The organism is Glutamicibacter sp. M10, assembly GCF_025452055.1.
Classification (GTDB): Bacteria; Actinomycetota; Actinomycetes; order Actinomycetales; family Micrococcaceae; genus Glutamicibacter.
This window is the reverse complement of the sequence record NZ_CP104918.1, coordinates 2,882,050-2,894,863: the sequence shown is the minus strand read 5'-3', so window position 1 is coordinate 2,894,863 and position 12,814 is coordinate 2,882,050. Positions and strand designations below refer to the sequence as shown.

Sequence of the window (12,814 nt, the reverse complement as noted above, 5' to 3'; positions counted from 1 at the left end):
GTCGTTTCCCCGACTTTGCAACGTTAGTTTTTGCTCTTGTATCCAACTTAGTGATTAAAAGAGCATTCAAGGCCAATATTTCTTATGGTCAGACCACAGGGTGAAATGTTTGTGCGTAATCCGCATCACCCGTGTAGTGTGTCTCACAGAAGTGGCGAAAATTTGCTACTTTTCGAGACCCGAAAGGCTGTTGATGTCTTCTCATTGGCCACTGGAACAGCTTCCTGGCCAGAGACACCAACCCCGTAATGATTCGATGTAGGGACACTATGTTTGAAAAAATCTTGGTCGCCAACCGCGGTGAGATTGCAATTCGTGCTTTCCGCGCAAGCTACGAGCTCGGTGCAAAAACCGTAGCGGTTTACCCCCATGAAGACCGCAACTCGATTCACCGCCAGAAAGCCGCAGAGGCCTACCAGATTGGTGAAGAGGGCCATCCTGTCCGTGCGTACCTGGACATCGAGGAAATCATCCGCGTTGCCAAAGAGTCCGGCGCCGATGCAATCTACCCAGGCTACGGATTTATGTCCGAGAACCCGGACCTGGCTCGTGCGGCAGCAGCGGAAGGCATCAAGTTCATCGGTCCCAAGGCGGACGTGCTTGAACTGGCCGGAAACAAAGTTGCTGCACTGAAAGCAGCCCGTCAAGCCGGTATCCCAGTACTAGAGTCATCTGAACCAAGCGACGACGTCGACTTCTTGGTCGCTGAAGCGGACCGCATTGGATTCCCAATCTTCGTCAAGGCTGTAGCTGGTGGCGGCGGTCGTGGTATGCGTCGCGTGGACAAGCGCGAAGATTTGCAGGAACTGATGGGCGCGGCCATGCGCGAAGCTGGCACCGCCTTTGGTGACCCCACCGTGTTCCTCGAGCAAGCGGTACTGCGCCCTCGTCACATCGAAGTGCAGATCCTGGCCGACGAGCATGGAAACATCGTTCACCTGCACGAGCGTGACTGCTCCTTGCAGCGCCGCCACCAGAAGGTTGTTGAGATCGCTCCAGCGCCGAATCTGGATGATTCCATCCGTCAGGCACTGTTCCGCGATGCGGTGAAGTTTGCCAAAGCCTTGGGCTACCAGAACGCCGGAACCGTTGAGTTCTTGGTAGATACCGTCGGTGATCGAGCCGGCCAGCACGTATTCATCGAAATGAACCCACGTATTCAGGTTGAGCACACAGTGACCGAAGAAGTCACTGACATCGACCTAGTACAGGCGCAGATGCGCATTGCCGCCGGAGAATCGCTGAGCGATCTTGGCATTAGCCAGGACACCATTCAGGTCCGCGGCTGGGCACTGCAGTCCCGCATCACTACCGAAGATCCATCCAACGGCTTCCGCCCAGACGTAGGCACAATCACCGTTTACCGCTCGGCCGGTGGCTCGGGTGTGCGACTTGACGGCGGCACCATCTACGCTGGTGCTGAAGTCTCCCCACACTTTGACTCCATGCTGGTCAAGCTCACCTGTCGTGGACGCGACTACCAAACCGCCGTGGCTCGTGCCCGTCGTGCGTTGGCCGAGTTCCGCGTACGTGGTGTGGCAACCAATATTCCGTTCATCCAGAACGTACTGGCCGACCCGCAGTTCCTGGCCGGCGATGTAGCTACTGACTTCATCGACTCCCGCCCAGATTTGCTCACCGGTAACAAGTCTCAGGACCGCGGTACCAAGGCCTTGAACTACCTGGCGCACGTGACCGTGAACCATCCACACGGTGAGCGCATCGAAGGTATTGACCCACGCAAGAAGCTGCCAGCTTTCCCGGGCGATAAGTCCGATGAGCCAGAACGTTCTCCATTTGATGGCCCATCCAAGTCTGCTGCACCAGTTGACGGATGGCGCCAGAAGTTACTGGATCTGGGCCCGGAAGGGTTTGCCAAGGCACTGCGCGAATCCCAGGCCGTAGGCATTACCGATACCACCTTCCGCGATGCGCACCAGTCCTTGCTGGCTACCCGTGTGCGCACCCGTGACCTGCTTGCTGCAGCCCCGGCCTACGCACATACCACCCCACAGTTGTTCTCCATGGAAGTTTGGGGCGGAGCCACCTACGACGTGTCCCTGCGCTTCTTGGGTGAAGACCCATGGAAGCGTTTGGAACTGCTGCGTGCCGAGCTGCCAAACATCCCACTGCAGATGTTGCTGCGTGGGCGCAACACCGTCGGATACACCCCGTACCCGACCGAAGTCACCGATGCGTTTGTTAAGCAGGCTGCGGCCTCAGGCATCGACATCTTCCGTATTTTTGATGCGCTCAACGACGTTTCGCAGATGGCTCCGGCCATCAAGGCAGTGCGCGAAACCGGAACTGCGGTTGCCGAAGTAGCCCTGTGCTACACCGGTAACCTGCTGGATTCCAACGAGAAGCTGTACACCCTGGATTACTACCTCCAGTTGGCACAGCAGATCGTCGACGCCGGTGCACACATTATCGCCATCAAGGACATGGCCGGGTTGCTCCGTCCGGCAGCTGCCACCAAGTTGGTTACTGCGCTGCGTGAGCGCTTTGATCTGCCGGTGCACCTGCACACCCACGACACCGCAGGTGGCCAGCTGGCTACCCTGATGGCAGCCATCGATGCCGGCGTGGACGCGGTTGACGTGGCCAGCGCCGCCATGGCCGGAACCACGTCGCAGCCATCGGCCTCAGCACTGGTCGCAGCGCTGGAATTCACCGATCGTGATCCAGGGCTGTCCTTGGATGCGGTAGCCTCGCTGGAACCATACTGGGAAGCAGTACGTGCACTGTACAAGCCATTCGAATCAGGCCTGCCAGCACCAACCGGCCGCGTATACCAGCACGAGATTCCAGGCGGACAGCTTTCGAACCTGCGCCAGCAGGCCATCTCGTTGGGACTGGGCGAGCGTTTTGAGGCCATCGAGTCCATGTACGCTTCGGTGAACGACATGCTCGGCAACGTGGTCAAGGTGACTCCGTCCTCCAAGGTGGTTGGCGACCTAGCACTTCAGCTTGTCGGCTCCTCGGTGGCTGCTGCGGACTTCGAAGCCAACCCGCAGAACTACGATGTCCCAGATTCGGTCATCCAGTTCCTCTCCGGTGAGTTGGGCAATCCTCCGGGCGGATGGCCAGAACCATTCCGCACCAAGGCGCTGCAGGGACGTAATATCAAGAACCGCATTGAGGATCTCTCAGCCGAGGATGCTCAGGGCCTGCAGGGGGATGACGAGACCGTTCGTTCCACGTTGAACCGCTTGCTCTTCGCCGGACCAACCCGTGACTTTGAGAAGTCCGTGGAGAACTACGGAGATTTGTCCGTGCTTCACACCCGTGACTACCTCTACGGCTTCACTCCAGGCTTTGAGCACGTCATCTCGCTGGGCACCGGCGTTCGTCTGCTGGTCAAGTTGGTTTCCGTTTCGGATGCCGATGAGAAGGGCCTGCGCACCGTGGTGGTCACCCTGAACGGTCAGTCACGTCAGATCAAGGTCCGTGACGAGTCGGTGGAATCCACCGTCAAGTCCGCACCAAAGGCTGACCCGAACAATGCCGGACATGTGGCAGCACCATTTGCTGGGGCTGTGACGGTGAACGTGAAGACCGGAGATTTGATCGAAGCCGGTCAGTCGGTAGCCACCATCGAAGCGATGAAGATGGAAGCTGGCATTACCGCAAACGCCTCGGGCGTTGTCACGCAGATCACCCTGGATGGCACCAGCCAAGTGCAGGGTGGCGATCTACTCTTGGTGATTGAACCGAAGTAGTACGTAGCAAGTCTTTTGCATCGGGCACAGGGGCCCGCAACATAAGTTGCGGGCCCCTGTGTTCACTTCACAATTTTTAGAAACACCTTAGACGTACAAGGAGCTGCGATGCGCGCCAGCAAGACTCCAGCAGGGGTAACGCCCCAGGAAATCAGCACCCAAGCCAGCGAATTCTCCGCACTGCGAAGCCGGCTGGGGGTTCTGGTATTTACCTTGGATACCCACCTGCCGTTTTTTGAAATCGCTGAGCATTTAGCCGAGCAATTTGGCGAGGTCAACGTCAAGGCCGAGGTCTCCACCTCTGGCCCGCAACGCGTGCAGGCAGCCTTGGAAGGCAAATTCAGCGCCGCAGATGTACTGGTCGTTGTTGGTGAACCAGGTCCGGATAGCGAAGACCAGCTCATGGAACTGGTTGAATGGCTGTTAGCCAATGGGCGCAAAGCTCTGGCCGAGAACCTCATCTTCGCGGTGCTCGGCGAAGTGCGTGCCGATCATCCGGTACCGGCCTTCAATCGGGTTGTACTTCCACGTAGCTACTTTGCCCGCACACAACACAGCGGCCTCAGGTTGCCCTGGGCCGCTTCAGCTCGCGAATCGTGGGAGCTAGTTGGTGCTGTTATGAATTACGCCGTTGGTTTAGGCGCCGAGTAGATCTCTTCGATGAGCTCGTTGTAGTCCTTGAGAACCGCAGCGCGCTTGATCTTCAGCGATGGCGTCAGGTGCCCGGTTTCCTCGGTAAAGTCCGAGGCTACAATCCGGAAAGACTTGATCGCTTCGGCACGGGATACCGAAGTATTGGCCTTGGCGATCACCTTTTCGATGGTTTCGCGCACGGTCGGGTTTTGCGCCAGTTCTTCGAGCGAACTGTTCTTATCCAGATGGTGACGATCAAGCCAGCCTGGCAGCGCTTCGTCATCTAGGGTCACCAGCGCGGCGATAAATGGTCGGCCTTCGCCGACGACCACACACTGTGAGACCAATGCGTCAGCACGGATCTGGTCTTCGAGCAGCGCAGGAATCACGTTCTTGCCGCTGGAAGTGACGATGATTTCCTTCTTGCGTCCGGTGATGCTCAAGTAGCCGTCATCGTCCAACTCGCCGATATCTCCGGTATGGAACCAGCCATCGGTGAAAGCTTCGTCTTGAAGTTCTGGCCGGTCATGGTATCCGCTCATCACGCAAATACCCTTGGCCAGGATCTCTCCATCGCTGGCAATACGAACTGCATTGCCAGGAAGTGGCTTGCCCACGGTACCGATCTTGATGCGGTCCAAGGTATTAACCGTGATCGGAGCGGTAGTTTCCGTCAGACCGTAGCCTTCAAGAATGGTCACACCAATGCCGTTAAAGAAGTGGCCTAAGCGTTCGCCCAGTGGGCCGCCGCCGGATACTGCATGGCGGATATTTCCGCCCATGGCATCACGCAGCTTCTTGTAAAGAAGTGCGTCAAAGAGCTTATGCTTCAGCGTCAAAACTAGCGGAATTTTGCCCGTCTGCTGCGCCTTGGAATAGGCCACAGCAACGTCGACGCCGGCATGGAAAATCTTGCCCTTGCCACCGTCTTCGGCCTTGAGCATCGCTGAGTTGTAGACCTTCTCAAATACGCGAGGCACCGCGAGGATGAAGTTCGGTTTGAAGGACTGAAGGTCACCAAGCAGGTTTTTCACATCTGGGGTGTGGCCGGTACGGCAACCAGCTGCCACGTTGATGACCGAAATGAATCGGGCAAAAACGTGTGCCAGTGGCAAGAACATGATGGTGGAGGCACCAGGGTACACAGCATCGGGTAGGGAAGCTGCAGCGTTTTCGGCCAGCTCGACAAAATTGCCGTGCGTCAGTTCGCAGCCCTTAGGCCGCCCGGTGGTGCCAGAGGTATAGATGATTGTGGCGATGTGGCTCAGTGAAACTGCAGCGCGACGGGATTCAAGTAGATCGTCGTTGATCGCTCGTCCATCTTCAACCAGCTGTTCCAATCCACCGTCAAACTGCCAGACGTGATCGAGAAGTTCGAGCTGCTCTTCGTGAGCTGCCCGGCGTACGACGTTTTCATGTGCTGCAGATTCAAGGACGACCGCTTTGGCGTCGGAATCCGAGATAATCCATGCAACCTGGCTAGGGGAGGAAGTCTCATAAATGGGAACGGTGACACATCCGGCAAACCAGATGGCGAAGTCCACGAGGGTCCACTCGTAGCGGGTTTTGGCCATCAGCGCGATGCGTTCGCCGGCGTCGATGCCGTTGGCGATAAATCCTTTGGCGATGGCTTTGGCATCGGCAGCAAACTGCGATGCGGTGACGTCTTGCCACGATGAGTCAGGTCCAGGCTTTGAGAACAAAGCCGGGTTTGCTGCCGAATTTGCGTGGCGTAACAGTAAGTCGGTGATATTTGACTGTTGCGGTGTGTGGATGCGAATTGGCGAGCTATATTCGCGCATCTGGTACTCAACTCCTGAACTTTGTGTGACCCCAAAAGCAATGGCGGGTAACCCGCATCACATTTTATTACTTTACAGTAACCTACCGTGCTTAACGCTCCAAGTTCGGTTCAGACTTGAGCCCCATCATCTCCCGGATCGCGCTTCGTTGGAAGACGTAGAAGTAAGTAAGCGATTCCGGCCACTGCCAACAGCGCCAAGCCGATAAATACAAACGTCGGAGCTGAGCGGAAAAACAGCACACACAGCAATAGCCCGATCGGGCCGCCAGCTGCAGTAACCCACGCCATATTCAACATTGGATCCCCGGAACCCAACGCGGCAGGTTCATCGGGAACAAATTTCTCATCGGATTCTTCAAGCTCCGCCGGCGCCGAATCGCGTGGGCCAGCCACCGCGCCGGGACCGGTATTAAAGAGCTTCTTGAGCTGATTTGCACGTTCGGCAGCACTGGGCTCACGCGGAGCCGTCGCATCGATCTCTTGGAAGTTCGTCACCAAATCGTCCCACCGCGGATCGTCTTGATGCGGGGGACGAGCGTCAGGAAAACTCATACGTGCCTCCCTGCTTGGCGGTGAGTTTGGCGCTGCTCGCCGGTCGAGTGCTGTGAGAAGAAGCGTCCGGATTCTTGGAAGATCTGCGCTGCGTCGTAATCCAAGGTGGCCACGTGTTTGGAATGAAGCAACTGGTGGTGTTCGGCCAAAGTTCCCGGGGTGAGCCCACCGACCAATTCCCGCACCGAAGCATCCGAAACGACGTTGTCCACCGTGGAGCGGAAGAGCTGGACTGGGGCGGTGACAAGTTCCAACCGTGCACGAGTTTGGGCGAAGAGTGCATGCAGCTGCGCGACGGCGGCGATGGGGGTGCGTGGGTAGGCTCCTTCATCCACGCCACGCTTGGCGATGTCGTTGCTAATCGGGGCAACACTGCGAACCACATGTTTGAGCCATGGGGTGTACGGGGCCAGCGGCGAATCAACGATAAGGCCGGGATTGACCAGTGAAACTGCGGCAACATTGCGGCGAGTGGCCAAGTGCAGAGCTAGCGCGCCACCCATGGACAGGCCAGCAACAAAAACGGTTTTGTGCGTGCGTGCCAGTTCGTCAAAGGCCTGTTCTGTGGCATCGATCCACTGGCTATAAGTGTTGGTAATCATGTCCTGCCACTTGGTGCCGTGTCCTGGAAGCAGTGGCACCGCGGTATCAAAGCCTTGACGGGACAGGGCTTGCGCCCAAGGCTCCATAGCGGTGGGAGAGCCGGTGAAGCCGTGGATCAGCAGCACTGCGCAATCCTTCGATACCCGAGGCTCAGTGGTGTTTTGTGCATCATTTTTCATCGTGACCACTCCAATTTTCTGCTTACACTATCGAGCGTAGTGCACAATTGAAGGGTGCGGACAGTGCCATGACCACCACGGCTTAAGAATGTTCCGCCATAAGCTGATCCTCGAGAAGAAGGAATTTTTCTGCCGTGCTGTACGACTTCCTTAAGCGTTTTGCTGTTCGGCCCCTGATTCGTGTCTTCTTCCGTGTTGATCTGCGAGGCCTAGAGAACGTTCCGGACACCGGGGCAGTTATCTTGGCCTCGAATCATCTCTCGGTCAGCGACTCCGTTTTTCTACCTGCAATGCTCGAACGCCCCGTGATTTTCTTGGCCAAAGATGAGTACTTTAACGGCCGTGGGCTCAAGGGACGAGTGACCGCATGGTTCTTCCGCAACATCAACCAGTTGCCGATGGATCGCTCGGGGGACGTAAATCAGCGGCATCGCTGGCCAGCGCAAACCGCGCCTTGGGCGAGGGTAAAGTCTTGGGCATTTACCCCGAAGGAACACGCTCGCCCGATGGTCGGCTCTACCGGGCAAAGCTCGGGGTCGCCAAGCTCGCTTTAGAATCCGGCGCCCCGGTCGTTCCTGTGGCCATGATCGGAACCGACAAAGCGCAGCCCATTGGGCGCACGATACCGCGCCCGGGCAAGATCGGCATCAAGATTGGCAAGCCTCTGAACTTTGATCATCTGGCAGGGAAGCACGATGATCCACAGGCCCTACGCCAGTGTGCAGACGAAATTCGTCAGGCCATCAACGTACTCTCCGGACAGAGCTACGTGGATGTCTATGCACCGAGCAAAGCCAAGAAATAGCGTCCTCTTCACACTGTTACGCAACCCTGTTACATTCGTCGCGGTGCTTTGCTGCTGCGCCACGTAGAATCAATAGGGTGAGCGTAGAAAATCGAACCCCATTGCCAGGCTCCTCCGTAGGCGGCCCCGCCACCGATCCACAACTAGACCTGTGGCGTGAACTGCCGATCGCGCAGCAGCCAACTTGGCGTGAGCACAAGGACTATCAAGCCTCCATCGACGAATTGGGTTCGCGTCCTCCACTGGTATTTGCCGGCGAAGTTGACGTATTGCGCGAACGCCTAGCCGAAGCCGCACAGGGACGTGCCTTCCTGCTTCAGGGTGGTGACTGCGCCGAGACTTTTGCCGACGCTACTGCCGACAAGATCTCCTCGCGTGTACGCACGATTTTGCAGATGGCCGTTGTCCTGACCTATGGTGCCTCGTTACCTGTTATCAAGATGGGTCGCATGGCTGGACAGTTCGCCAAGCCACGTTCCTCGAATGATGAAACCCGAGACGGTGTTACTCTGCCAGCATTCCGCGGCGACATCGTTAATGGCTTCGACTTCACTCCTGAGTCCCGTGCCCATGATCCAAAGCGTTTGGTGCAGGCCTACAACACCTCCTCGGCCACGCTGAACCTGATTCGTGCATTCACCCAGGGCGGCTTTGCTGACCTGCGCAGCGTGCACTCGTGGAACAGCGGCTTCATGGCTAACCCGGCGCACTCCGCCTACGAGCAGCTGGCCGGCGAAATCGACTCGGCCATCCGCTTCATGGATGCTTGTGGCGCCGATTTCGAGGCACTCAAGCGCACCGAGTTCTTCGCCTCTCACGAGGCACTGTTGCTGGACTACGAGCGAGCATTGACCCGCACCGACTCCCGCACCGGCCTGCCATACGACACCAGCGGCCACTTCCTGTGGATCGGTGAACGCACCCGCCAACTGGATCACGCACATATCGATTTCCTGTCGCGTGTACGTAACCCAATTGGCGTGAAGCTTGGCCCAACCACCGATCCAGACGATGCGTTGCGACTGATCGAGAAGCTCGATCCAAATCGTGAGCCAGGACGTTTGACCTTCATTACCCGCATGGGTGCGAAGAACATTCGTGAAAAGCTGCCAAATTTGGTCGAGAAGGTTACCGCCTCCGGTGCCCAGGTGCTGTGGGTTACCGACCCAATGCACGGCAACACCGTCACCAGCCAGAACGGTTACAAGACTCGCAACTTCGACGATGTCATGGACGAAGTCCGCGGCTTCTTCGAGGTACACGACTCGCTGGGAACCTTCCCAGGTGGCCTGCACGTGGAGATGACCGGCGACGACGTGGCTGAGTGCCTCGGCGGCGCTGATCCGATCCGTGAGGAAGACTTCGACTCGCTGTACGAGTCTGTTTGCGATCCACGACTGAACCACCGTCAGTCGCTAGAGATGGCTTTCTTGGTCTCCTCGGCGTTGCAAAGCCGTAGCCGTAACCGCTAAGTATTAGCCACAAACAAAAAATGGGTTCAGTTCCACACCGTGGAACTGAACCCATTTTTTGTTGCCGCTAGAAAGCGTAAATGCTGATCTCGCTGCCTCGTACGGCTCGCTGACCCAGCGGTGTCTGCATCCGTACAGTCTGCTGTGCGCCACCAAATACTTCATGGGTTTTCACCGTGAAGCCGGCAGCTTGAAGCTGCGCTGTGGCCTCTTGGACGGTGAGCCCTACAACCGACGGGATCTGAAGATATTCAGGACCCGAGGAGATGCTCACCTCTACGGAACTGCCGAATTCGGCTGCACCCTGGGCCGGTGACTGCGCCGCGATCTGGCCCTTGCTGACCTGTTCTGAACTGACTTCTTCACCAGGAGTGAGACTCAGACCGACGTCCTTGAGCTTCTGCGTAGCCTCATCCTTGCTCAACCCAATGAGAGAGGGAACCTGAACCGGAGCCGGGCCCTTGGACACCGTCAGCGTGATGAGGCTCTTCTTCGGCAACCGCTCGCCGTTGCTAGGGTTCGAAGTGATGACCGAACCGTCGGCCACTGACGAAGAGTAGGCTTCAACAGTTTTCAGGTTTTCAAAGCCCACCTTGGCTAGCGACTTCTTTGCTTGGCCTAGTGTGGAACCAGCGACCTGAGGGATTTGGAAAAGCTCTGGCCCCTCAGAAACCGTGAGCTCTACACCTTGAAATTTCATGATGTTCTTGCCGGTGGCTGGATGAGACTCAACCACCCGACCAATGGAAACTTCATCATCGTAAGCAGTGCTGACGCGCACGGGAACACCGGCGTCGTCCATTTGGGCGATCGCCTGCTCTTGGATCATCCCGGTCAGCGATGGGATACGAACGATCGTTCCCGGACCGCGGCCAAAGAACCAGCCAGCACCGGCCACTACGGCGACAACCAAAATCCACACGAAAATCATGACGGTCTTCTGAGTCCCGCTGCGTGGGCGCCTCAGCTGGTGTGTAGGAATCTGGGCTTCCTTGCGCCAGCGTTTTTCGGCTTGCTTCTGTGCACGCTTGGCTTCGCGAGCTGGGACCTGAGCATCGCTCGCAACCGGTTCAATGGCAGCCGACTCATTGCGTGCGTACACCGAGGTCGCAGCTATGGCCGAGTCAGAATCATTATCTTCGAACCGGTTCATAGCCAGAGTTTGTTGAGCGTCCCGCAAATCTAGAACTTCGGTGGCATCCGAGACTGCAATGACGCTGGTAGGCGATTCACTGCCTAAGTCCTCGTCGAGTTCATAGTCGCCGTCGGCAGCCACGGTATTTAGCTCTTGCCATTGCTTCTCACGATCAAGTTCGCGATCTCGCTGCATGGCGTCAAGGCGTTGTTGCAGCGTGGTCGGCATATGCGCAAAACGTTCGGGAATCAGGTCTTCCACGTTCCCCAGCGAATAGGCACCCAGATCAAGCTGCTCGTCAGTGAGCGTTGCATGGATTTGACGCACTTCTTCTAGAAGCAGCGAGGCATCTTGTGGGCGCTTTTCGGGGTCCTTCTCGGTGCACCAACGCACTAGCTCATCGAGGTCATCAGCCAATTCGGTAATGGTCTGTGATGGCAATGGCATGGGGAGTCCAGATGATGTTTCATCATGGCTGCGGGGTTGGTTTCCGAATATGGAAGACGTCCGGTGAGCATCTGATAGATCATGATGCCTATCGCATAGATGTCACTGCGCGAATCAGCTGGCGCACCGGAAACCAGTTCAGGGGACACATGGGAAAGGGTGGCCAGCAGGGTCGCGGACTGCGTATGAGCGCTAGCTGCGCGGGCTAACCCAAAGTCGGTCAGTTTGATTTCGCCGATGTCGGAAAGCAAGACGTTGGCGGGTTTCATGTCACGGTGAATGATGCCTTCACTGTGCGCTGCGCTTAATCCGCTACAGATCTGTTCAAGAATGCTGAGCATCTGGCGTGGAGTGAAACAGCCGCGCTCGGCGATAACCTGGTCGAGGTTTCTTCCGCGCACGTATTCCATGACGAGGTAGACAAGGTTGTCGCTGACGTTATGGTCGCGGATCGATACAACATTGGGGTGCGTGATATTTGCGGCGATTACCGCTTCAGATTCGAAGCGTTCTCTTACCGTAGGTTCACTGGCGAAGTTATCGTTCAGTATCTTCACCACTACTGCTCGATGCAGTCGCTTGTCCATGCTGCGGTAGATTCTGGACATGCCGCCTAAAGCCAAGAGGTGGTCCAGGCGATAACGACCATCGAGTGTTTTTCCCAAGTGTGGGTCAGTCAGGGCCGAGCTCATCGTTCGTCGGCACCCACTTGAAGAGTGCGCGCGAAGCAGACCAAAGTCACTAACGGATCCTTTCGAACATGAATACTACTTTTAATCTACCTAGCCGAGCTGGAAAAATGCCGGTTAAACTCAAAATCCGCCAGTGGTGTTGACCGCTGGCGGATTCTGATTGGCGTCTCGGGTTGCGAGATTTACCTCGAGCGCATAATTATGAGGCGCGACGAGCTCGTGCAGCGCGGCGCTTCAAAGCGCGACGCTCATCTTCACTCATACCGCCCCATACGCCTGCATCCTGACCGGACTCAATGGCCCACTGCAAGCAAGTTTCGGTTACTTCACATCGACGGCAGACGCTCTTGGCCTCTTCGATCTGCAATAGGGCCGGACCGGTGTTTCCCACAGGGAAAAACAGTTCCGGGTCCTTTTCCAGACACGCCGCGCGGCTACGCCAATCCATGCTTATTGATGCTCCTTGAAATCTGAGGGGGTCTGAAGAGCTAACGGCAATCAAAGTTGGGGTAAAGACTAGCTAGGAATGAAATTAATTCCTGATTACCTTACGGTTACTGATCGGCTCTTCTGATCGTTGGTGAGGACCGATTGGGTGCCTCGTTTAACCAACCACATAAGGTTTTCATGTTACGAGGAAGTAAACAAGAGTCACGATAGCGAAATGTTGCTGAATGCCTGAGTGCTTTCTCACATGGCATTTGGCCATGAAGTCCGCTAGGTCTATCTGGCGTGACGTCGACAACATCGTGGCAAATAAACACAGTTTG

General features: G+C 56.7%; 10 protein-coding genes and 1 pseudogene. 5 read left to right on the top strand and 6 right to left on the bottom strand.

All coding sequences use genetic code 11. From position 1 onward, the window contains the following. The first annotated feature begins 269 nt into the window (after positions 1-269). Together N6V40_RS14085 and N6V40_RS14080 are read left to right on the top strand one after the other, a co-directional pair. Complete coding sequence (locus N6V40_RS14085) at positions 270-3,722, top strand: pyruvate carboxylase (RefSeq protein WP_262198047.1); 3,453 nt, start codon at positions 270-272, stop codon at positions 3,720-3,722. A 108-nt stretch (positions 3,723-3,830) separates the two neighbouring features. Beyond that, positions 3,831-4,373 carry an SGNH/GDSL hydrolase family protein gene (locus N6V40_RS14080; RefSeq protein ID WP_262198046.1) on the top strand — a complete coding sequence of 181 codons (543 nt, stop codon included), beginning with the start codon at positions 3,831-3,833 and terminating at the stop codon, positions 4,371-4,373. On the opposite strand, the gene N6V40_RS14075 is transcribed toward N6V40_RS14080, so the two are convergent. The 3 genes from N6V40_RS14075 to N6V40_RS14065 form a co-directional block, all read right to left on the bottom strand. Next, positions 4,346-6,157, bottom strand: a complete 1,812-nt coding sequence (locus N6V40_RS14075; protein ID WP_262198045.1) for an AMP-dependent synthetase/ligase — start codon at positions 6,155-6,157, stop codon at positions 4,346-4,348. The two genes, N6V40_RS14080 and N6V40_RS14075, sit on opposite strands and share 28 nt — an antisense overlap. Positions 6,158-6,267: 110 nt before the next feature. Beyond that, a complete protein-coding gene (locus N6V40_RS14070) occupies positions 6,268-6,711 on the bottom strand; it encodes a hypothetical protein (RefSeq protein ID WP_262198044.1) in 444 nt (147 codons plus the stop codon). Further along, positions 6,708-7,493, bottom strand: a complete 786-nt coding sequence (locus N6V40_RS14065) for an alpha/beta hydrolase (RefSeq protein ID WP_262198043.1) — start codon at positions 7,491-7,493, stop codon at positions 6,708-6,710. The genes N6V40_RS14070 and N6V40_RS14065 overlap by 4 nt, the downstream gene beginning before the upstream one ends. 134 nt (positions 7,494-7,627) lie before the next feature. Here N6V40_RS14065 and N6V40_RS17415 point away from each other — a divergent pair. From N6V40_RS17415 to N6V40_RS14055, 3 genes and pseudogenes are all read left to right on the top strand, one after another. Then, positions 7,628-7,843 (top strand): annotated as a pseudogene (locus N6V40_RS17415) (lysophospholipid acyltransferase family protein); the annotation flags it as partial. 17 nt (positions 7,844-7,860) lie between these two features. After that, a complete protein-coding gene (locus tag N6V40_RS14060; RefSeq protein ID WP_315973699.1) occupies positions 7,861-8,298 on the top strand; it encodes a lysophospholipid acyltransferase family protein in 438 nt (145 codons plus the stop codon). 77 nt (positions 8,299-8,375) lie between these two features. Continuing rightward, entirely contained in the window at positions 8,376-9,770 is a 1,395-nt protein-coding gene (locus N6V40_RS14055) for a class II 3-deoxy-7-phosphoheptulonate synthase (RefSeq protein WP_131087812.1), read from the top strand. A gap of 67 nt (positions 9,771-9,837) precedes the next feature. Here N6V40_RS14055 and N6V40_RS14050 read toward each other — a convergent pair whose 3' ends face one another. The 3 genes from N6V40_RS14050 to N6V40_RS14040 all read right to left on the bottom strand — a co-directional run bounded on the left by N6V40_RS14050 (position 9,838) and on the right by N6V40_RS14040 (position 12,492). Further along, positions 9,838-11,352, bottom strand: a complete 1,515-nt coding sequence (locus tag N6V40_RS14050; RefSeq protein ID WP_262198042.1) for a Stk1 family PASTA domain-containing Ser/Thr kinase — start codon at positions 11,350-11,352, stop codon at positions 9,838-9,840. After that, positions 11,298-12,044: a serine/threonine-protein kinase gene (locus N6V40_RS14045; protein WP_262198041.1), complete on the bottom strand. Its 747-nt coding sequence runs from the start codon at positions 12,042-12,044 to the stop codon at positions 11,298-11,300. Before N6V40_RS14045 ends, N6V40_RS14050 begins: the two co-directional genes overlap by 55 nt. Positions 12,045-12,243: 199 nt before the next feature. After that, the gene (locus tag N6V40_RS14040) at positions 12,244-12,492 is read right to left on the bottom strand and encodes a WhiB family transcriptional regulator (RefSeq protein WP_013348560.1); all 249 of its coding nucleotides are present in this window, start codon (positions 12,490-12,492) and stop codon (positions 12,244-12,246) included. Positions 12,493-12,814 lie beyond the last annotated feature (322 nt).

What these genes read in the sequence shown, in the direction of transcription:
- N6V40_RS14085 (WP_262198047.1), top strand. Translation starts at nt 270, where the DNA reads ATGTTTGAAAAAATCTTGGTCGCCAACCGCGGTGAGATTGCAATTCGT.
- N6V40_RS14080 (WP_262198046.1), top strand. Translation starts at nt 3,831, where the DNA reads ATGCGCGCCAGCAAGACTCCAGCAGGGGTAACGCCCCAGGAAATCAGC.
- N6V40_RS14075 (WP_262198045.1), bottom strand. Translation starts at nt 6,157, where the DNA reads ATGCGCGAATATAGCTCGCCAATTCGCATCCACACACCGCAACAGTCA.
- N6V40_RS14070 (WP_262198044.1), bottom strand. Translation starts at nt 6,711, where the DNA reads ATGAGTTTTCCTGACGCTCGTCCCCCGCATCAAGACGATCCGCGGTGG.
- N6V40_RS14065 (WP_262198043.1), bottom strand. Translation starts at nt 7,493, where the DNA reads ATGAAAAATGATGCACAAAACACCACTGAGCCTCGGGTATCGAAGGAT.
- N6V40_RS14060 (WP_315973699.1), top strand. Translation starts at nt 7,861, where the DNA reads ATGGTTCTTCCGCAACATCAACCAGTTGCCGATGGATCGCTCGGGGGA.
- N6V40_RS14050 (WP_262198042.1), bottom strand. Translation starts at nt 11,352, where the DNA reads ATGCCATTGCCATCACAGACCATTACCGAATTGGCTGATGACCTCGAT.
- N6V40_RS14045 (WP_262198041.1), bottom strand. Translation starts at nt 12,044, where the DNA reads ATGAGCTCGGCCCTGACTGACCCACACTTGGGAAAAACACTCGATGGT.
- N6V40_RS14040 (WP_013348560.1), bottom strand. Translation starts at nt 12,492, where the DNA reads ATGGATTGGCGTAGCCGCGCGGCGTGTCTGGAAAAGGACCCGGAACTG.